13 protein-coding genes and 3 tRNA genes are annotated in these 20,171 nt (G+C 41.0%); 15 read left to right on the top strand and 1 reads right to left on the bottom strand.

From position 1 onward, the window contains the following. Window positions 1–15: 15 nt before the first annotated feature. The 10 genes from secE to AC2SLT_RS10050 all read left to right on the top strand — a co-directional run bounded on the left by secE (window position 16) and on the right by AC2SLT_RS10050 (window position 15,047). Entirely contained in the window at window positions 16–495 is a 480-nt protein-coding gene (gene secE / locus AC2SLT_RS10095) for a preprotein translocase subunit SecE (protein WP_486547535.1), read from the top strand. Between the two features lie 121 nt (window positions 496–616). Continuing rightward, the gene (gene nusG / locus AC2SLT_RS10090; protein WP_486547534.1) at window positions 617–1,147 is read left to right on the top strand and encodes a transcription termination/antitermination protein NusG; all 531 of its coding nucleotides are present in this window, start codon (window positions 617–619) and stop codon (window positions 1,145–1,147) included. A 135-nt stretch (window positions 1,148–1,282) separates the two neighbouring features. Further along, complete coding sequence (gene rplK, locus AC2SLT_RS10085) at window positions 1,283–1,714, top strand: 50S ribosomal protein L11 (protein WP_486547533.1); 432 nt, start codon at window positions 1,283–1,285, stop codon at window positions 1,712–1,714. Further along, on the top strand, window positions 1,715–2,416 hold the full coding sequence (gene rplA / locus AC2SLT_RS10080; protein WP_486547532.1) for a 50S ribosomal protein L1: 702 nt from the start codon (window positions 1,715–1,717) through the stop codon (window positions 2,414–2,416). It begins immediately after the preceding gene. 462 nt (window positions 2,417–2,878) lie between these two features. Continuing rightward, on the top strand, window positions 2,879–3,406 hold the full coding sequence (gene rplJ / locus AC2SLT_RS10075; protein ID WP_486547531.1) for a 50S ribosomal protein L10: 528 nt from the start codon (window positions 2,879–2,881) through the stop codon (window positions 3,404–3,406). Between the two features lie 113 nt (window positions 3,407–3,519). Continuing rightward, the gene (rplL, locus tag AC2SLT_RS10070; protein WP_486547530.1) at window positions 3,520–3,897 is read left to right on the top strand and encodes a 50S ribosomal protein L7/L12; all 378 of its coding nucleotides are present in this window, start codon (window positions 3,520–3,522) and stop codon (window positions 3,895–3,897) included. A gap of 654 nt (window positions 3,898–4,551) precedes the next feature. Then, a complete protein-coding gene (rpoB, locus tag AC2SLT_RS10065) occupies window positions 4,552–8,670 on the top strand; it encodes a DNA-directed RNA polymerase subunit beta (protein WP_486547529.1) in 4,119 nt (1,372 codons plus the stop codon). Window positions 8,671–8,895: 225 nt separating this feature from the next. Then, the gene (gene rpoC, locus AC2SLT_RS10060) at window positions 8,896–13,125 is read left to right on the top strand and encodes a DNA-directed RNA polymerase subunit beta' (protein WP_486547528.1); all 4,230 of its coding nucleotides are present in this window, start codon (window positions 8,896–8,898) and stop codon (window positions 13,123–13,125) included. 468 nt (window positions 13,126–13,593) lie between these two features. Then, window positions 13,594–14,460: a hypothetical protein gene (locus AC2SLT_RS10055; RefSeq protein ID WP_486547527.1), complete on the top strand. Its 867-nt coding sequence runs from the start codon at window positions 13,594–13,596 to the stop codon at window positions 14,458–14,460. A 77-nt stretch (window positions 14,461–14,537) separates the two neighbouring features. Next, complete coding sequence (locus AC2SLT_RS10050; RefSeq protein WP_486547526.1) at window positions 14,538–15,047, top strand: DUF6586 family protein; 510 nt, start codon at window positions 14,538–14,540, stop codon at window positions 15,045–15,047. A 54-nt stretch (window positions 15,048–15,101) separates the two neighbouring features. On the opposite strand, the gene AC2SLT_RS10045 is transcribed toward AC2SLT_RS10050, so the two are convergent. Further along, window positions 15,102–15,785, bottom strand: coding sequence for a DUF4442 domain-containing protein (locus AC2SLT_RS10045; RefSeq protein ID WP_486547525.1), 684 nt, complete (start codon window positions 15,783–15,785; stop codon window positions 15,102–15,104). A 293-nt stretch (window positions 15,786–16,078) separates the two neighbouring features. Between AC2SLT_RS10045 and AC2SLT_RS10040 the strand changes: the two genes are divergently transcribed. From AC2SLT_RS10040 to AC2SLT_RS10020, 5 genes are all read left to right on the top strand, one after another. Further along, window positions 16,079–17,530 (top strand): McrB family protein, encoded by a 1,452-nt coding sequence (locus AC2SLT_RS10040; protein ID WP_486547524.1) that lies wholly within the window; start codon window positions 16,079–16,081, stop codon window positions 17,528–17,530. Window positions 17,531–17,814: 284 nt separating this feature from the next. Then, complete coding sequence (locus AC2SLT_RS10035) at window positions 17,815–19,491, top strand: 5-methylcytosine restriction system specificity protein McrC (protein ID WP_486547523.1); 1,677 nt, start codon at window positions 17,815–17,817, stop codon at window positions 19,489–19,491. Between the two features lie 229 nt (window positions 19,492–19,720). Next, window positions 19,721–19,797 (top strand) — tRNA-Pro (locus AC2SLT_RS10030). Between the two features lie 94 nt (window positions 19,798–19,891). Further along, window positions 19,892–19,968, top strand: a tRNA-Arg gene (locus tag AC2SLT_RS10025). Between the two features lie 75 nt (window positions 19,969–20,043). Then, window positions 20,044–20,119 (top strand) — tRNA-His (locus AC2SLT_RS10020). Window positions 20,120–20,171 lie beyond the last annotated feature (52 nt).

Genomic DNA, 20,171 nt, shown 5'->3' with positions numbered 1-20,171 from the left:
TAAGGCAATTCAATTATGAGCAATCAACAAGATAACCAAGATAACACGTTATCTGACGCGAAGCAGAGCGCTCATAAAACGCTGGGTAAAGTTATTCCTAGTAAAAGTAAAAGTGCTGTGGAAGTTGCTAAAACTCGCTCACCAAAAGATATGGTGTTATGGTTTTTAGCTTTTGTTGCTTTAATAAGTGCCACTTTAGTAAATTATAAATTACCGGGTATTTGGCAGCCTGCTAATGATATCTGGGTACGCATTGGAATAATTGCTTCATTGGTGGTTTTCGCTATAATTTGTTTGGCATTAACCAATCAAGGTCGTAGCTTTAAGATATTGCTAAAAGATGCCAGTATTGAGCTACGAAGAGTAACCTGGCCAAGCAAAAACGAAACCATTCAGTATACATGGCAAACATTATTAGTCATCGGTATTGTGGCCGTTATTGTATGGCTATTAGATAATTTATTTAATAGACTAGTCGGTATATTTATCGGTTAAGTCTATCAGTATAAGTTTAAATTATTCGGGCTGTGCTTATATTAATAGATAAGCATAACAGCCTGTTTTTTTAATCAGTATTTTTTTTAGTAATCGTTTGATTGACGTCATGGAGAAATATATGCGCTGGTATATCGTGCAAGCATTTTCAGGATATGAAAAGCAAGTCCAACGCTACTTGACGGATCGTATCAATCGCAGCGACTTCGCAGATAAATTCGGTGAAGTATTAGTTCCTACCGAAGAAGTCGTTGAAATGAAAGACGGCAAAAAACGCAAGAGTGAGCGTAAGTTCTTTCCAGGATATGTATTAATTGAAATGGAAATGAATGATGATACTTGGCATATCGTGAATGATTGTCCACGTATTACTGGATTTATTGGTGGTACTCCTGAAAATCCAGCACCCATTACCCAAGTCGAAGCAGACCGTATATTAAACCGTTTAAAACAAACTGAAGAAGCACCACGTCCTAAAACATTATTTGAGCCAGGTGAAGAAGTTTTGGTTATTGATGGACCCTTTACCGACTTTAAAGGACTGGTTGAAAAAGTTGATTACGAAAAATCAAAATTACAGTTAACCGTTAATGTGTTTAACAGACCGACTCAGGTCGAACTAGAGTTTAGCAAAGTTGAAAAACTAAGCTAAATATTGACTACCCCCGGGGAGCAGACGGCGGGTTGTTTTTACAGTAACTGTTCAAGGCATGCCGTTAGATTGGCAACGCTAAGAAGGTTATAAACAACTAGCAACAAGCGCTATTACCCGTAAAGGAGAAAACTCATGGCTAAAAAGATTGATGGCTACATCAAACTGCAAGTGCCTGCTGGCAAAGCAAACCCTTCACCACCAATTGGTCCTGCATTGGGTCAAAAAGGTGTGAACATTATGGCATTCTGTAAAGAGTTCAATGCAGCGACTGCTAGCATGGAACCAGGTCTGCCTATTCCTACTGAAATCACAGTATATGCTGATAAATCATTTACATTTATCATGAAGTCACCGCCTGCTGCATTCTTACTGCGTAAAGCAGCTGGTATTGCAAAAGGTTCTGGTGTACCTAATGTGACTAAAGTAGGTAAAGTTACTCGTGCACAGCTTGAAGAAATCGTTCAAACCAAACAAGCTGATTTAACTGCTGCCGATATGGATGCTGCTGTACGTACCATCGCTGGTACTGCGCGTTCAATGGGTATCGAAGTGGAGGGTGTTTAAATGAGTAAACTTACTAAACGTCAAAAGTTGATCGCTGAGCGTGTAGAAAATGAAAAACTATACACTCTAGAAGAAGCTGTCAATATTATTAACGATCTTCCTCCTCTAAAGTTTAAAGAGTCTGTTGATATCGCTATCAATCTTGGTGTCGATCCCCGTAAATCTGATCAAGTAGTTCGCGGTGCGACTAACTTACCTGCGGGTACTGGTAAAACTAAGCGTGTCGCTGTATTCGCCCAAGGCGCTGCTGCTGATGCTGCTAAAGAAGCGGGTGCTGATGTCGTCGGTATGGATGATCTAGCTGAACAAGTAAAAGCTGGCAACCTAGACTTTGATGTCGTTATCGCTGCACCTGATGCGATGCGTGTTGTGGGTCAGTTAGGTACTATTCTAGGTCCACGTGGTTTAATGCCTAACCCTAAAGTGGGTACGGTTACCCCCAATGTCGCTGAAGCTGTTGCAAATGCTAAAGCTGGTCAGGCGACTTACCGTGTTGATAAAGCGGGTATTATTCATACAACGATTGGACAGGTTGGTTTCACAGTGGATCAGCTCGAACAAAACGTAAATGCGTTACTAGGCGATATCAAACGCGCAAAGCCTGCTACCTCTAAAGGTATTTACATCAAAAAAATTACGCTATCAACCACTATGGGTCCTGGTATCACACTAGATCCAATACCTTACCGTGTTGCTAAGTAGTTTTTTATAAGTAAGATAAGTAACTCTTTAATAATTTTTTAAACAAGTTGCTTACTTAACTAAATATTTTATAAAAATTAATATAGTTTTAAGTTTTAGAAATTAGGTCAGCTTAGCCAAAGCTATGCTGTCTAAGACCGTAGGTAGGTGCTAAGTCTATATACTACGCCTTGTGGGTAGTGTTAGACCCTCAGTACTGTTAATTGATGTTGATGTTAATCATCCCTTTTAATAGATGTGTTTTAACCTCGATGTTGGCCTACGCAGACGGTGACCAATAAAGTTTGATATTAGAAATTATGTACTTTTTAATTTCTCTTCATTCTGATAAAGGTGCCGTATTCAGCGTTATTAAAGTAGACAGTTTGATTCGATTATTTTAAATCTTATTTGTCTCTTTAGTAATAGAAACGTCAATTCAGCATTACTTAGGTAATGCTGATGAGATCAAGGAGTCAACTCATGGCATTAACGCTAGAACAGAAACAAAAAGTTGTGGCTGAAGTGTCTGAAGTTGCTGCAAATGCTTATTCAGCAGTTGCTGCTGATTATCATGGTCTTGAAGTAGCACAGTTAACTGCGTTACGTAACCAAGCCCGTGAGAAAGGTGTTGTACTTAAAGTCGTTAAAAACACGCTAGCTAAGCGTGCTTTTGAAGGTACTAACTTTGAGTGCATGTCAGATAAGATGGTCGGCCCATTGTTACTTGCTTTTTCTACTGAAGATTTAGGTTCAGCTGCTCGAGTTATTTTTGAGTTCAGTAAAGAACATAAAGCTTTAGAACCAAAGCTTGTTTCAGTTGGTGGTGAGTTGTTTGGTCCTGAGGAGCTAGAGCGCGTAGCTAAGCTTCCAACACGCGACGAAGCACTATCTATCTTGATGGCAACAATGAAAGCACCTGTAACAAAGCTTGCTCAAACTTTAAACGAAGTTCCAAGCAAATTTGTACGGGTAGTTGCAGCAGTAAAAGACGCGAAAGAAGCTGCTTAATCACACTAAGCTGTTTTCGGTTGATACGGTTGAATATGCGCTTAGTTGCTTAAAGTTTGACAGTATTGACCTTAACTAATCACTTTAAATTTATCAGAAAATGGAGAAATCCCATGGCACTATCTAGAGAAGATGTGTTAAACGCAATCGCTGAAATGTCAGTAATGGACATCGTTGAACTAATCAGCGAAATGGAAGAAAAATTCGGCGTAACTGCTGCTGCCGCTGTTGCTGCTGCACCTGCTGCCGCTGCTGGTGGCGCTGCTGCTGCTGAAGAAAAAGACGAGTTTGACGTTATCTTAGCAAGCTTCGGCGAGAAGAAAGTTGCTGTTATTAAAGCCGTTCGTGAAGCGACTGGTCTTGGTCTGAAAGAAGCTAAAGATCTTGTTGAAGGCGCTCCAGCTCCAATTAAAGAAGGCGCTAACAAAGCAGAAGCTGAAGAGCTTAAGAAAAAGCTTGAAGAAGCTGGTGCTACTGTAGAACTTAAGTAATAGATTTTATATCTAATACTTGATAGGTTTTATAAGCAGTTGTTTTGATAGCTGTCTTATAATGCTAAAAGCCAACAATGGTAAGTTCATTGTTGGCTTTTTTAATGGTAGCGTTTCTGACTTGATATTTGGTCCAACGTATTGTATAATTCCGCACTTGACCTTTTGTATTAGCCTAAATGGTTGGCAAGCGTCACGTTAATATCTTACCAACATCAGCTCAACGAACGTTTAGCGATTAATACAGACCAAGGGACAGACAATTTGCATGTTTAAAACATCGTTAGCTTCTATCCTTTTTATTTAACCTAGGTACGCCCGTACTTGGGGTTTTTTTGCATCTGTCATTTGGTACTTTTTTAACCTAATTCAACAGCTTTTTTTGTAATATAACATTTAATTTAATATCACTTTTATAACCATTAGCTATTAACGTTTATGATGGGTTTGGCAGCGTTGACACTCTAATATTTAGTCAAAATAATATTGAGTCAAGAACGTATGATAGGTATGTTTAACAAGCATTTATCAAAGGTCATTCTCACTGTTTCAATCTGATGATTCTTCTTTAAAATTGAAGTCATAAAGTCAATGACTGTTATTTAATTTAAGAACGAATCATTTTTATTTTACTGTCTACTGTAAGGACTCTCGATGGCATATTCCTATACTGAAAAAAAACGTATTCGCAAAAGTTTTGCCGAGTTGCCACATGTAATGGATATTCCCTATCTGTTGGCAATTCAAGTGGATTCCTATGAGCAATTTTTGCAGGAAAATAAAAAGCCTAAAGCTCGTGAGAATACTGGCCTTCAAGCTGCATTTTCATCTATTTTCCCAATCGAAAGTAATTCAAACAACGCTGAACTTCAATTTGTTGAGTACTATTTAGGTGCACCAGAGTTCGATGAACGCGAGTGTATTTCTCGTGGTTCAACGTTTGCAGCACCCTTACGCGTAAAAATTCGCTTAGTTATTAAAGACAAAGATAGCAAAGATAAAAATAGTAAAGCGGCTATTAAAGATATTCGTGAGCAAAATGTTTACATGGGTGAAATCCCATTAATGACTAATAACGGTACTTTTATTATTAATGGTACTGAGCGTGTTATTGTTTCTCAGTTACACCGATCGCCTGGTGTATTCTTTGACCATGATAAAGGTAAATCTCACTCAAGTGGTAAGGTCCTTTATAACGCGCGTATCATTCCTTACCGTGGTTCTTGGTTAGACTTTGAATTTGATGCCAAAGATTTAGTCTTTGCTCGTATCGACCGTCGTCGTAAACTGCTTGGTACGATCATTCTTCGTGCACTCGGTATGGAAACAAGTGAAATACTTGAGACTTTCTTCGAAAAAGTGACGGTATATAAAGGCGAAGAGCAATTCGAAATTGATCTAGTCCCTGATCGCCTGCGTGGCGAGATGGCTCAGTTTGATATCGTATCACCAGACGGTGAGGTATTGGTTGAGCAAGGTAAGCGCATCAATGCTCGTCGAATTCGTCAAATCGAACAATCAGGTATGAAGAAACTTGCGGTACCTGATGAATATCTTTATGAGCGTATATTAGCTGAAGACATCATAGTTAATGATGAAGTGGTTGCCCGTGCAAATACCCTAATTGATCATGAGTTATTGGTTAAGCTAAGTGCGTTTGAGGCGAGTGAGTCGATCAAAGAGTTTAAGATTTTATTTACCAATGATATTGATCATGGCACTTACATTGCAGATACCTTACGTGCCGATAGCACAGGTAGCCGTGAAGAAGCCCTGATCGAAATTTATAAAGTTATGCGTCCAGGTGAGCCACCAACGGTTGACACGGCTGAAAAATTATTTGAGAGCATGTTCTTTAACCCAGATCGTTATGACTTATCGAATGTCGGTCGTATGAAGTTTAACCGACGTCTTGGTCGCACCTTTGAAAATACGGATGATCCTGAGATCAAACGTGAGCAAAGTGTATTAACCATACAAGATATTATTGATGTACTAAAAGAGCTTATCAATATCCGTAATGGTCTTGGTGAAGTGGATGATATTGATCACTTAGGTAACCGTCGTATTCGTTCAGTCGGCGAGATGGCTGAAAACCAGTTCCGTGTCGGTCTAGTACGTGTTGAGCGTGCGGTTAAAGAGCGTTTGAGCTCTGCTGAATCTGACAATCTATCGCCACAAGATTTGATTAACTCAAAGCCTGTTGCGGCTGCGGTTAAAGAATTCTTCGGCTCAAGTCAGTTGTCACAGTTTATGGATCAGAACAATCCATTGTCTGAGATTACTCATAAACGTCGTATTTCAGCCTTAGGTCCAGGCGGTTTGACTCGTGAGCGGGCAGGCTTTGAAGTCCGTGACGTTCATAACACTCACTATGGTCGTGTTTGTCCTATTGAGACACCTGAAGGTCCAAACATTGGTTTGATTAACTCATTAGCGACATTTGCTAAGACCAACGAATTCGGCTTCCTTGAAACCCCATACCGTAAAGTTGTTGATGGTAAAGTTACCGATGATATCGAATATCTGTCAGCTATTGAGGAGGCCGGTACCGTTATCGCTCAGGCTGACTCAGAGTTAGATGAAAACGGTGCGCTAGCTGAAGAAATGGTTATGGTGCGTAGTGGCGGTGAATCAGTACGTATGCCAAGCGAAAAAGTAACGCATATGGACGTCTCGCCAAGTCAGGTTGTGTCTGTCGCTGCAAGTTTGATTCCATTCTTAGAGCATGACGATGCTAACCGTGCTTTGATGGGATCTAACATGCAACGTCAGGCGGTTCCGACCTTGCGTGCGGATAAGCCATTAGTTGGTACGGGTATGGAGCGCCATGTTGCCCGTGACTCTGGTGTGTGTGTGATCGCCAAACGTGGTGGTGTTATTGAAGACGTGGACGCGTCTCGTATCGTAGTACGAGTCAATGAAGATGAAATGGGTGCCGGTGAAGCGGGTATCGATATTTATAACTTGATTAAGTACACCCGTTCTAACCAGAACACTTGTATTAACCAGCGTATTATCGTCAACCAAGGCGATAAAATTGCTAGCGGAGATATCTTGGCGGACGGCCCATCAACTGACTTGGGCGAATTGGCTCTAGGCCAGAACATGCGTGTGGCATTCATGCCATGGAACGGTTATAACTTTGAGGATTCAATTTTATTATCTGAGCGTGTTGTAAAAGAAGACCGTTTCACAACCATTCATATTCAAGAATTAACCTGTGTGGCGCGTGATACGAAACTTGGTACTGAAGAGATCACTGCAGATATTCCAAACGTTGGTGAAGCAGCGCTATCAAGCCTTGATGAATCTGGTATTGTCTATATCGGTGCTGAAGTAGATGCAGGCGATATCCTAGTCGGTAAAGTGACACCTAAAGGTGAGACACAATTAACGCCAGAAGAAAAACTACTCAGAGCCATCTTTGGTGAGAAAGCGGCAGACGTTAAAGATACTTCTTTACGGGTGCCTACTTCTACCAAAGGAACGGTCATCGATGTACAAGTATTTACCCGTGATGGCGTAGATAAAGATGAGCGTGCGAAAGCAATTGAGAAGTCACAGCTTGATAACTATCGTAAAGATTTAAAAGAAGAGCTGCGTATTTTTGAAGAAGCCGCTCGTAGCCGTATTAGTCATTTACTTGATGGTCAAGCCATTAGTGGTGGTGCAGGACTTAAATCAGGTAGTGTTTTAACAGAGACTGAACTATTAGAAATGTCACTCGAAACCTTGCTTGATATTCAGCCTGTTGAAGAAGACATCGCTGAGCGCATGACGCAAATTCAAGAGTACTTGGTTGAGAAGCAAAAAGACATTGATACTAAGTTTGCTGATAAAAAACGCAAGCTAACGGCGGGTGATGATCTGCAACATGGCGTACAAAAAATTGTTAAGGTGTATTTAGCCGTAAAACGCCGTATACAACCGGGTGATAAGATGGCCGGTCGTCATGGTAACAAAGGGGTCGTGTCACGTATTATGCCAGTCGAAGACATGCCTTATGATGAAAACGGTAACCCAGTTGATATCGTATTGAACCCATTAGGTGTTCCTTCACGTATGAACATCGGTCAGATTCTAGAGACGCATCTAGGGATGGCGGCTAAAGGCTTAGGTGATAAGATTAATGGTATGCTAAAAGCACAGGCGGCTGTCACTGAACTACGTGAGTTCTTAGATAAGATCTATAACAAAGTGGGCGGCGAGCAAGTTGATCTTGAAAGCTTAAGCGATGATGACATCATGGCACTGGCACAAAATTTACGTGATGGTGTACCGATGGGTACTGCGGTATTTGATGGTGCACGTGAGGTTCAAATCGACGAGTTACTAGAGCTTGCAGGCTATCAAAAATCAGGTCAGCAAACCTTATATGATGGCCGTACTGGGGTTAAATTTGATCGACCTGTTACGGTAGGCTATATGTATATGCTGAAATTGAACCACTTGGTTGATGACAAAATGCATGCGCGCTCAACAGGGTCATACTCACTCGTTACCCAGCAGCCTTTAGGCGGTAAAGCGCAGTTCGGTGGACAGCGCTTTGGTGAGATGGAAGTATGGGCACTGGAAGCTTATGGTGCGACGTATACGCTACAAGAAATGCTGACAGTTAAGTCAGATGATGTTGAAGGTCGTACGCGTATGTATAAAAACATTGTTGACGGCGAACAGTACATGGATCCAGGTATGCCTGAGTCATTTAATGTACTGACCAAAGAGATTAAATCTCTGGGTATTAATATTGAGCTAAAAGAGAGTAACTAGCCTAAATGGTAGATACGATACGTAGTGTCAGGGTAGGTTTAAGCACAAGATCTTAGTTTAAACCCTATTTCTACCAAGCTAGTCTGGATAAAGGTTTAATATTGACAGCCTTTATCCTCCCTTTAACTCAGCCTAATTCATTGCCTTCAAACGGTAGCTTAGCATTATCAGTCAAACTGGTAAAACCGACCTAAATGCCGTGAACACATATAACGGAGAAGCAACTTGAAAGATTTACTCGATATTATGAAAAGCCCTGCCGACAATGGCAAACGTGAATTTGACAGTATTCAAATTACATTGGCGGCACCTGAAACCATCAAATCGTGGTCACATGGTGAAGTAAAAAAACCTGAAACAATTAACTACCGTACTTTTAAGCCTGAGCGTGATGGTCTATTTTGTGCCAAAATTTTTGGCCCAGTAAAAGACTTTGAGTGTCTATGTGGTAAGTACAAGCGTCGCAAATTCCAAGGTGTCATTTGTGAAAAATGTGGTGTTGAAGTCACTACCGCCAAAGTTCGCCGTGATCGTATGGGTCATATTGACCTTGCCAGTCCAGTGGCTCATATTTGGTTTTTAAAATCATTACCAAGCCGCATTGGTTTATTATTAGATATGACGCTACGTGATATTGAGCGTGTCTTATATTTTGAAAGCTATGTCGTCACTGATCCTGGTATGACGTCTTTAGAGAAGTATCAGCTATTAGATGATGAAGACTACTATAAAGCACTAGAAGAGTTTGGTGATGAGTTTATCGCTAAAATGGGTGCTGAAGCGGTTCAAGACTTATTAAAAGACATCGATATTGATTTAGAAATTGATGAGATACGTGAAGAGATTCCAAACACAGGCTCTGAAACGAAGCTTAAAAAGCTGTCTAAACGTCTTAAATTATTAGAAGCCTTCCGTGATTCTAATAACAAACCTGAGTGGATGGTAATGACTATATTACCTGTTTTACCACCAGATTTGCGTCCGTTAGTCCCTTTGGAAGGTGGCCGTTTTGCGACGTCAGATCTTAATGACCTATATCGTCGTGTGATTAACCGTAATAACCGTTTGAAACGTCTACTCGAATTAAATGCACCCGATATTATCGTACGTAACGAAAAACGTATGCTTCAAGAGTCCGTTGATGCGTTATTGGATAATGGTCGTCGTGGTCGTGCCATCACGGGTAGTAACAAGCGTCCGCTTAAGTCACTTGCCGATATGATTAAAGGTAAGCAAGGTCGTTTCCGTCAAAACTTATTGGGTAAACGTGTTGACTATTCAGGACGTTCAGTCATCGTAGTTGGTCCGACCCTACGTCTACATCAGTGTGGTTTGCCGAAGAAAATGGCGCTTGAGTTGTTTAAGCCATTTACCTATTCAAAACTGTTGTCACATGGCATGGCGACGACCATTAAGCAAGCTAAAAAGATGGTAGAGCGTGAAGAGCCACAAGTATGGGATATGCTGGCCATGGTTATCCGTGAGCATCCCGTATTATTAAACCGTGCACCGACGCTTCACAGACTTGGACTACAAGCATTTGAGCCTGTATTAATCGAAGGTAAAGCAATTCAGCTGCATCCCTTGGTATGTACTGCCTTTAACGCCGACTTCGATGGTGACCAAATGGCGGTACACGTACCGTTAACGTTGGAAGCTCAGCTTGAAGCACGTACGTTGATGATGTCTACCAATAATATCTTGTCTCCTGCAAACGGTGATCCGATTATCGTACCGTCACAAGACGTTGTATTGGGTTTATATTACATCAGTCGCTCATCGATTAATGCCAAAGGCGAGGGCATGATCTTTGCCACTGTAAACGAAGCCTTACGTGCGATTGGCTCTAACGACTTACATGTGAACGCTAAGATTAAAGTTCGTGTGACAGAGACTGAGATCGATGAAGAAGGTAACGAAACCAAAAGCACGTCTTTAAAAGAGACGGTTGCGGGTCGTTTACTTATCTGGAATATCATGCCAAAAGGTATGAAGTTTGAAGAGTGTAACGTAGAGATGACCAAAAAGAACATCTCTAAGTTAATGAACTCTTGCTACCGTACCCGTGGTGTGAAGGACAGTGTTATTTTTGCGGACCAATTAATGTATTTAGGGTTTGCTCAAGCGACGCTATCAGGGGTTTCAATTGGTATTGAGGATATGGTTATCCCACCAGTGAAAAAAGAATTACTTGATGCAGCAGACGCTGAAGTTCGTGAAATTGAACAACAGTTTGAGCAAGGCTTCGTTACTGCTGGTGAGCGTTATAACAAAGTAGTTGATATTTGGTCACGTACCAACGATAAAGTCGCAAAAGCGATGATGGACAACTTATCAACAGATATCGTTATAAATGCCAAAGGTGAAAAAGAAGAGCAAAAGTCGTTTAACTCAATCTTTATCATGTCAGACTCTGGTGCTCGTGGTAGTGCGGCTCAGATTCGACAGTTGGCAGGTATGCGTGGTTTGATGGCTAAGCCAGATGGCTCAATCATTGAAACCCCTATTAAAGCCAACTTCCGCGAAGGTTTGTCAGTACTTCAGTACTTCATCTCAACTCACGGTGCGCGTAAAGGTCTGGCAGATACCGCTCTTAAAACAGCGAACTCGGGTTATCTAACGCGTCGTTTGGTCGATGTCGCTCAAGATTTAGTCATCACTGAAGATGATTGTGGTACCGATAAAGGTGTGCACATGACACCGCATATCCAAGGTGGTGAAATCATTGAGAAACTCGGTGATCGTGTCCTTGGTCGTGTGGTTGCTCGCGATGTGATTAGCCGTGATGACGAAGTGTTATTACCTGCCGGTACGTTGATTGATGAGCATGGTGTTACGGTTATCGATGACAATGGTATCGATGAAGTTTGGGTGCGTTCGGTTATTACCTGTGATGTCCCACACGGGGTGTGTGCTCAGTGTTATGGACGTGACTTAGCCCGTGGTCACAAAGTAAATATTGGTGAGTCTGTTGGTGTTATGGCAGCTCAATCCATTGGTGAGCCAGGTACTCAGTTAACGATGCGTACCTTCCACGTTGGTGGTGCGGCAAGCTCGACGTCAGTAGACAATAGTATCTCTGCGCGTAATAAAGGTTTCATCCGTTTCCATAATATGAAAACAGTGGAACATGTCGATGGTCATTTAGTGATTGTGTCACGTTCTGCTGAGATCGGTATTGCCGATGATGTGGGCCGTGAACGTGAGCGTTATAAAGTCCCTTATGGCTCTAGTGTACTTGTAAAAGATGGCGACGAAGTTGAAAGTGGGCAAGCCGTTGCAAAATGGGATCCACACACTCACCCTATCATCACTGAATTCGCGGGTAAAGCACGCTTTAGTGATATCATTGATGGCTCTACTGCCACTATGAAGATTGATGACGCGACTGGTATGAGCTCGTTTGAGATCCTAGGTCCAAAAGATCGCCCATCTAATGCTAAAGATTTACGTCCGGCCATCATTCTTGATACGACTGGCGGTAAAGAGGTCGTTTACTTTTTACCTGCAGAAACTATCATTCGTGTTTCTGACGGTGAAGACGTTACAGCAGGTTCGGTATTAGGCCGTGTACCACAAGCGACTTCTGGTACGAAAGATATCACCGGTGGTCTGCCACGTGTTGCTGACTTATTTGAAGCGCGTCGTCCAAAAGATCACGCTATTATGGCAGAGATGTCGGGTGTGGTTAGCTTTGGTACCGCGACGAAAGGTAAGAACCGCTTCATTATTACCAATGAAGAGGGTGAGACGCATGAAGAGCTAATTCCAAAATGGCGTCAAATTAACGTCTTTGAAAACGAAACCGTTGCCCGTGGTGAAGTGGTTGCAGATGGTCCTTTAAATCCTCATGATATTTTACGTCTGCAAGGTGAAACGGCGTTGGCAAACTATATTGTTGACGAAGTACAAGATGTTTACCGTTTGCAAGGTGTGAAAATTAATGATAAACACATTGAAGTCATTATTCGTCAGATGCTACGTAAAGTAGAAATTACTGAGCCTGGTGATTCAAATTACTTCAAAGGCGATCAGGCTGAGTATGCTGATGTCATTGCAATCAATGAGAAGCTAATTGCTGAAGATAAGTTCCCAGTGAAGTTTGAACGTCAATTATTGGGTATTACTAAAGCAAGCTTAGCCACAGAAAGCTTTATCTCCGCGGCGTCTTTCCAAGAAACCACTCGCGTCTTAACAGCGGCTGCAGTTGAGGGTAAAGTCGATGAGCTACGCGGTCTTAAAGAAAACGTTGTGGTTGGACGTTTGATTCCAGCGGGTACTGGTCTTGCTTATCATGCGGCGCGTAAGAAAGCGAAAGAGGGTACTCAAAACTATGATGTTGAAAGCGCGTTAGATGCAGCCTTCGATATGGAAGCTAATAGTTCTGCTCAAGACTTTAGAAGCTTTGATGAAGCCTTTGCTCAAGAGCTTAGTCAAGATAAACCGGGTCAGTAGGATGACGTTAAGTCTCCATTAGCATTAGTAAAGAGAAAAGATAAAAAGCCGGCATAATTGCCGGCTTTTTTGTTTTTTTAAGAATTTAATTTTGTAACAAAAAGAATGATTATATTAATTTGTCTGTAGTGTTTGATGTCTATCATAAATTCAATTTAATCTGTTCATAGTAAATACTATTCATCGTAATAATATCAAATTAAGAAGTTAGCCTATCAAGTAAGGCAAGTCTAGACGCAACAGACCCAACACAAATAATCCAACCCAAAATAATAACGAGGTTTAATGTAGCTGACCAAGATGGATTATTCTATATAGTCGGCGAACTTATAAAAAGCCACGGCGTTAACCTCATTAAGCCTACTCCAATAGTACTTGCACTCGGTTGCCTTGTGACTACTTTAAAGTTCTTTGACTATAGATAAAGCTATACCCTATTCCATAAACAAACTATTAAAATAAACCACTATGAAAAATTCAATCAAAAATAAACCTATCATGCAGAAGATTGTATTGTCATCTTTGCTTGTGATAATGCCATTTAGTATGAGTGCTTATGCCGCATCAACCAGTGTCGATAAAAGTACGGTGTCTAGTAAAGGGGTAGCTAAAAGCGCTGAGTCAAACGGCGCTCAATCAGAACAAGCGACCCAAAACAAAACGGTTCTGAGTAAATCCACTAGCCCAGATTGCGATAGCTTAAATATTATGCTGATGTCCTTGAAAAATCAGTTAGCGATCAATGCAAACTGGCAATCCAATGATGCTACCTCTAACACCAAAAAAACAATAAGTATGGGAGATTTGACCTCAAGTGGCAGCCCTGACTTTGCGATAACCTGTCCCAACTTTACCGCGAAGTACGATGGTAACGCCTTGAAAATTAAGGCGGATAGTTATCAAGATGTCTTGAATCATTTACATAAGCAGCTAAATCGTGGCGTAGATCTATATAACTATAGATGGTATAAGAATCCGAAAGTAAAAACTGAATTCCAAGTCGACAAATACAGTATTGATTTAGGCAAAATAATGGTAACGGATGGCTATTCTAAATTGGCAGAAGGCAGAAAGCTGAGTTTAAAACAATCTTTTATACCAAGTGCTGCGACCATTAGCTATAAAGTTGACGATAGTGATCTGAAGCCCTTATTACGTCAAAAAACGATTAGTAATTATAGTGCCGACTTTAAAGCAGCTAATAAAATTGATATTTTTCATAAAAATCCGGACATTGGTAGTAGAGGGTTTGGGATAGAAAGAATATTCATTGATAAAAAAAATGGAATATTAGAAATCTATAAAAATTATGACTTTCCCCAACAATCCTCTTAATATAGAGCCTAACCTTATCACTAAGTTGCCTTTTTGTGCTACATTAGGAATTTAACGATAAAATAGGTTAAGCATCTATGGCAGACAAAGGTAGAGTGGCACGCTATCAAGCAGATCGTACCAATCAAAAGTTTTATTTTTGTAGAATTGCTTGTAAGCAAGCGGGTGAAACGGCCGATAAACAACTTTATCAAGCACACTGTGAGACGGCAATTTTTCATTTACAAGGTGCGTTCTGGGCACTGTTACAAGAGCTTGCTCACTTTTATAATCTTGACACGACCGCACCAACTATCGAGTATATAGAGAGTCAGTTGGCCCAAAAGACCTTGATATCACCTGAGTTGCAACGATTAAAGATTTCCCTAGAGTCTGGTGTATTGGCACATATTCAAATGGCCTATCAGCGCTGTCAGTATGCTCCAGCACCAGACAGCGCAACCATAACTCCTTCCGATCATGACTTAATTGTCAACGTCGTTACCTTATCTAATCAATGGCTGCCAGATGAGCAAACCATCCGAGAGTGGCGCCAAGAGTTTATGACTTTGGTAGATGAGATGCGGGGTGGGATGGTTGAATACTAAGGCTTATCCTTATTTAAAAAGACGGTGAATAAAAAATGAGGACGCTAATAATTCTTATGATGTGATTTTCCCTTCTCGGCGCCCTTTAAGTTCAGACTTTGGAATCCACGCCCAAGTCATCTCTACTGTAATGGGGTCACGGTCACTATTTGAATTGCGATCCTCTATAATACAAGGGATGACCATGTCGCCTTTTGGATTATCTAAAATATACTGACGTTGCTCATCGCTCAATGTAGCGACTGCGGCTATCTGACCTTTTTGAAGTGGACGATAGAAGTTGACTTGATATGATTTGACCAATAAGATTCGATCTGATGGCAGATTGATACCTAGTATAAACCCTGTCGCGGTTTCTGCTAATAAAGTGACGGCAACCGCGTGAATAGAACCAATATGATTTTGAACCCCTTTTTTATTATTGAGACTCACCACCAGCTTATTGGGCGCAACCTGTTCATAGACTATGCCGGTTGTGCCCACATAAGGCACAATCTTACTAAAGGTTTTGGTTAGCACAAAGGATTGGGTTGATTTGGGTAGCAATTGAGCGGCTTTTAAGATTTTGGTAAAGGCATTGTTTACCGTTAAAGTGTTGTCTTTTTCCTTTTGATTTAGGGTTTTATTGCTAGAGGCTTTTAATTTAGACGCATCACTTAGGACGGCTTTAGTCTGAGTGGTTACTTTTTTAACTATTCTTTTAAGCGGTGTTTTCATTAAGCTTTGAAGTTGGGTCATGGGGCATCCTTTGAGTTAGAATCTAAAGTATTCTAAAGGCAGAGTAAAGCAAAGTAAATCCAATTTAAAGGGAAAATACGGCGACCGAATTCAATTGTTCTGATTGTCCTATACTGAATGATTGTTTGTCGAATATCAATGCAATTACCAATTTTATGAGACAACCTTGCTTTGGCAGGCTCACTGACCTTACTAGATGTCGCGTTTGATTAGTTGCGTTAGCACACGCATTCCTCAATAGATTAACTTGTAGATTTGGTATAAATGAATATTAAGATAAGTGAAGAGATATTTTGGATAATGATTTAATACATTTACCGACAACACCGACCAACATTATCTTTACCGGAGTGGCAGGGACTGGCAAAACCCACCGTCTGCTTGACATTCAAAAGCGGTATGATGAGTCTATCGATACCTCATGGCAGGCGTGGCGAATTAAGCAAATAAGCCATTATGGGTGGTGTGATGTGGTGTGCGCCGTATTGTTGTTAGAAGATAGAATGATGACTGTGCCAGAGATTACGCAACACCAATTGATTAAAGACAAAGCGGCTGCCAATAAGCGCAATGAAAATATCAGTCAAACCTTATGGGTGCAGTTAAATAAACATGCGCATCCAGAATCAACCACTGTCAATACAAGTCTACGCTCGGCCAATTATTATTTTGATAAGACCGAATCGAGCCAATGGTTCTTATTAGATGAAGTTAAGCTAACTCTGTCACAAACGCTCTCCGATTTGCTGTCTTTTTATGATGAGCGCGCTGAACAACAGTACGCCAATAGTCATACCGTGAGACGTAGCTGTTTGGTGAGCTTTCATCAATCTTACGGGTATGATGAGTTTGTGGAGGGAATTCGGCCTCGGATCAATCCACAAACTGGTCAGATGCAGTATGAGATCCAGCAAGGCGCTTTTTTAGAGCTGTGTGCTAAAGCCAGTCATGATCCTGAGCACCGTTATGCGATGTTGATCGATGAGATTAACCGTGCTAATACCGCACAAGTATTTGGCGAGCTTATGAGTGTGATTGAGCCAACTAAGCGGGCAGGTGGGACAAGTCCTATGAGTGTACGCCTAGCCTATTCGGGGCGTCAGTTTATGGTGCCGAGTAATGTCGATATTTATGCGACAATGAATACTCAGGATCATTCTCTAGCTGCGCTTGATATGGCCTTTAGACGTCGATTTGATTTTGTGACCTGCTATCCAGATAGTACGTTGGTGCCACACATCACTGATATAGAAGGCAGTAAGATTGATGTGGGACAACTGATGCAGGTTATCAATCATCGTTTGCAGTCACTTCTAGGAGAAGAGGCACAATTAGGTCATGCCTATTTTATGCAAATAAAGGATGTAGCAGATCTAGCAAAGCGTCTTCATCGACAAATTATTCCGCAGATAATAGAGTACATTAAGCTATCAGCGATGCCAGCTCAGGTAACAGATATACTCATACAAGTGCTGTATGGGCATTCTACTGATAAGATATTGGGCAGAGTAGAGGCATGTCTGTTTCAAGTGCTTCACTCAGCTAGGGAGCCTGACACTGAACAGGGTATAGCGCCTAGAATTGATTATACTCCTGCGTTTATAGCCGTTGCTAATGGCCAGCTTGATCAATTAGACACTCAAATCTTAGCTGAGGCAGAATTGGATGGTCTACAACAAAGGTCTGCTCAATACCTTGTTGCTAAGCCTTATCAGCAGCTGTATGCATTAACCTTAGTTGAATAATATCATTAAGAATAAATTGTGATTGTTTTTAATAGTGATAGTCTTATAGAGTGATAGTATTGACAGTATCTAGAGAATTAACGTCTCTTTAAGAACGCCTTGTTTTAGATAATATCGTTAAGCAGTCTCCAACGTGTTATAAGGCAACCGAGTGTTAGTCGTGAGTGTCAGTAGAGCAGTTTTAGGCTTAGTGAGCTGAACGCTGCCACACATTAAAGAGTGATTCGGTGACAACTTTTTTAGAAGGCTACTATTTTAAAAGGCTACTATTTTAGAAGGCTGCTATGCCCGCTTCCAATAATTCAGTCCATAACTCCATACCAAGCCAACTTAATCAACATCGACATCAGCATCGACAGGTCATGAGTTGTCTTGAACATCAAAGACTATACCGAGAGGACTTTGGTGATCCACAAGATTTTGACTACTTAATCAACAAAGAATTACCGTGCTTTAAAATTGAGGTTAAGCGAGGGCAGATAAACCTCTATGTCAGCCATTATTTAGCCAGTATTGTGTTGCCAAGTGGTGTTACGTTGGAAATACTACCCAAAATAGCTCTGGCAGACCATCAATTAACCCATGCTAAGCAGATTGAAACAGCTCGGCAGTGGGTAGCACAAATGCTCGCCGATATTGCAGAGGATGGCTTACACAAGCCCATACCCGCTATAACTATGGGAACTGCACCCACAAGCCCTTTACTATCGCAGCAGATAAAAGAGGTGGCCTTTCCTCAATATTACCCATCCATTCTACCTCGAATAAAACCTCGCCCTATTCAGTATGGCTCTACGCAAAACACGCACCCTAGTCTGACTCAACAAAATACATACGATAGCAGCACAGGCTCACCTTGGTACGAAGGGATACTAAAGATTGCCAAACAGAAGATAGAACAAGCTACTGTCTTATTGCCAAATAACTATCAAACACAAATGCACAATCAACCTAGGGCTCAGGGTAAACTCAAGCTAAGTTCACAGTTAAAAAATAACTGGCATCGTCCACATTATCTGTATAGTGAGCAGTCAATATTTCGCATAGACCAAACGCTGGCAAGATTTATCGTGACGGGTTTGCAGCAATTACAAAAGCTATTGCAAGACAATAGTATGAGGCTGCCTCATGGCTTACAATCTATTAAACCTTTGCCATTAAGGGATTGGCAGACAACGTATCGAGATATTCTTAACAACAAAAAGCACTGGTATGCTCAGTATACTGTCTCTCAGCGTGACGTCTTAATAGAGGCACTACAGTGGTGCTGGTGGCTACTGACGCATAGCCTAGATAACCAAGAGACTTTCAAAACAGACGGCAATGCAAAGGACCAAAAACAAGCCAGCATTCAAAACGATAAGAGCCCTCAAAATAGTGCTATGACAACACCGGTACCGGCACTAATGATAAATATGAACCATGCATTCGAGCGCTGGGTGCTCGGTAAGCTTATCCGGTGGGTGTCTAACACACTGCCTAATAGTCAGTTGATTATTCAGCCGACCATGGACTGGTTGGTTAACAGCCCAATGTCTAATAATAACGTCAATGATCACCCTCTAAAAGATAAAGTAACACCGACACATGTCATTCAAAAGATCATTCCCGACGCATGTATCTGTGATAACGAGGGAGTTATTACCCATGTTATTGATATCAAATATAAGGCAATAGAGAGTGTGCATCATATCAATGGCGCTGACTGGCAGCAGTTATTTGTGTATCAACAACATTTGAACTGTTCGGAGTCTTGGCTGATTTATCCGAAGACAGCAAATTTCAAACAACGACTTGACGTGTTGCCTAAATTAGATGAAAATAGGCAGCCTAATCAGTATGATGCTCAGTATTTAAATTCCAAGCATTTAATTTCTCAGAATCTAAGTTCTCAGTATCAGGGTGCAACGTATCTAAGCGCTATTCCGTTTGATATTGAGACAGGAGATGTACTGATTTGAAGAAAATATATTAGGTTTCAATATTTTACCGCGATTCTTTTTTAAATAAATAAAAAAAGTGTTGACAAGGTTCGGTTTTAATCCTATTATATGCACCTCGATAGCGATGACGCTTCAAGTAATTAATATTTGATTGCACTTATCAAAGTTAAATTATTAAAAAAGTTGGTTTATTAAATTAGCTTTTTTAACGAGCAAGTATCATCAAAACCGTAAAGAAGTAAAACATCGGAGTGTGGCGCAGTTTGGTAGCGCATCTGGTTTGGGACCAGAGGGTCGTAGGTTCGAATCCTATCACTCCGACCATTTTTTAAATCGGAGCCTTACAGGCTTTTTTTTATGCTTTAAATAAGACATTTGTTGCTTATTATGTTTAAATAAGTCATTGTCAGCACTATGAGCGCCTGTAGCTCAGTTGGATAGAGCATCTGCCTTCTAAGCAGGTGGTCGCAGGTTCGAATCCTGCCAGGCGCACCACTTTCGCCTGTCGTAATACTTGACTCATCATAAGTCAAGACGCTGTACTCTTTTGACATGTTCATGTTGATTATGGCGGCTGTAGCTCAGTTGGTAGAGCCCCGGGTTGTGATCTCGGTTGTCGTGGGTTCAAGTCCCATCAGTCGCCCCATTTTTTCCTTTTTATAAAATATCTGTAATCTTTATCTTTTTGCTAATTTTGA

Source organism: Psychrobacter sp. CX18, from assembly GCF_057396215.1.
This window is presented reverse-complemented; position numbering and strand designations above follow the sequence as displayed.

What these genes read in the sequence shown, in the direction of transcription:
- AC2SLT_RS10045 (WP_486547525.1), bottom strand. Translation starts at nt 15,785, where the DNA reads ATGACCCAACTTCAAAGCTTAATGAAAACACCGCTTAAAAGAATAGTT.
- AC2SLT_RS10055 (WP_486547527.1), top strand. Translation starts at nt 13,594, where the DNA reads ATGAAAAATTCAATCAAAAATAAACCTATCATGCAGAAGATTGTATTG.
- rplA (WP_486547532.1), top strand. Translation starts at nt 1,715, where the DNA reads ATGAGTAAACTTACTAAACGTCAAAAGTTGATCGCTGAGCGTGTAGAA.
- AC2SLT_RS10035 (WP_486547523.1), top strand. Translation starts at nt 17,815, where the DNA reads ATGCCCGCTTCCAATAATTCAGTCCATAACTCCATACCAAGCCAACTT.
- nusG (WP_486547534.1), top strand. Translation starts at nt 617, where the DNA reads ATGCGCTGGTATATCGTGCAAGCATTTTCAGGATATGAAAAGCAAGTC.
- rplK (WP_486547533.1), top strand. Translation starts at nt 1,283, where the DNA reads ATGGCTAAAAAGATTGATGGCTACATCAAACTGCAAGTGCCTGCTGGC.
- rplL (WP_486547530.1), top strand. Translation starts at nt 3,520, where the DNA reads ATGGCACTATCTAGAGAAGATGTGTTAAACGCAATCGCTGAAATGTCA.
- rplJ (WP_486547531.1), top strand. Translation starts at nt 2,879, where the DNA reads ATGGCATTAACGCTAGAACAGAAACAAAAAGTTGTGGCTGAAGTGTCT.
- AC2SLT_RS10050 (WP_486547526.1), top strand. Translation starts at nt 14,538, where the DNA reads ATGGCAGACAAAGGTAGAGTGGCACGCTATCAAGCAGATCGTACCAAT.
- secE (WP_486547535.1), top strand. Translation starts at nt 16, where the DNA reads ATGAGCAATCAACAAGATAACCAAGATAACACGTTATCTGACGCGAAG.
- rpoB (WP_486547529.1), top strand. Translation starts at nt 4,552, where the DNA reads ATGGCATATTCCTATACTGAAAAAAAACGTATTCGCAAAAGTTTTGCC.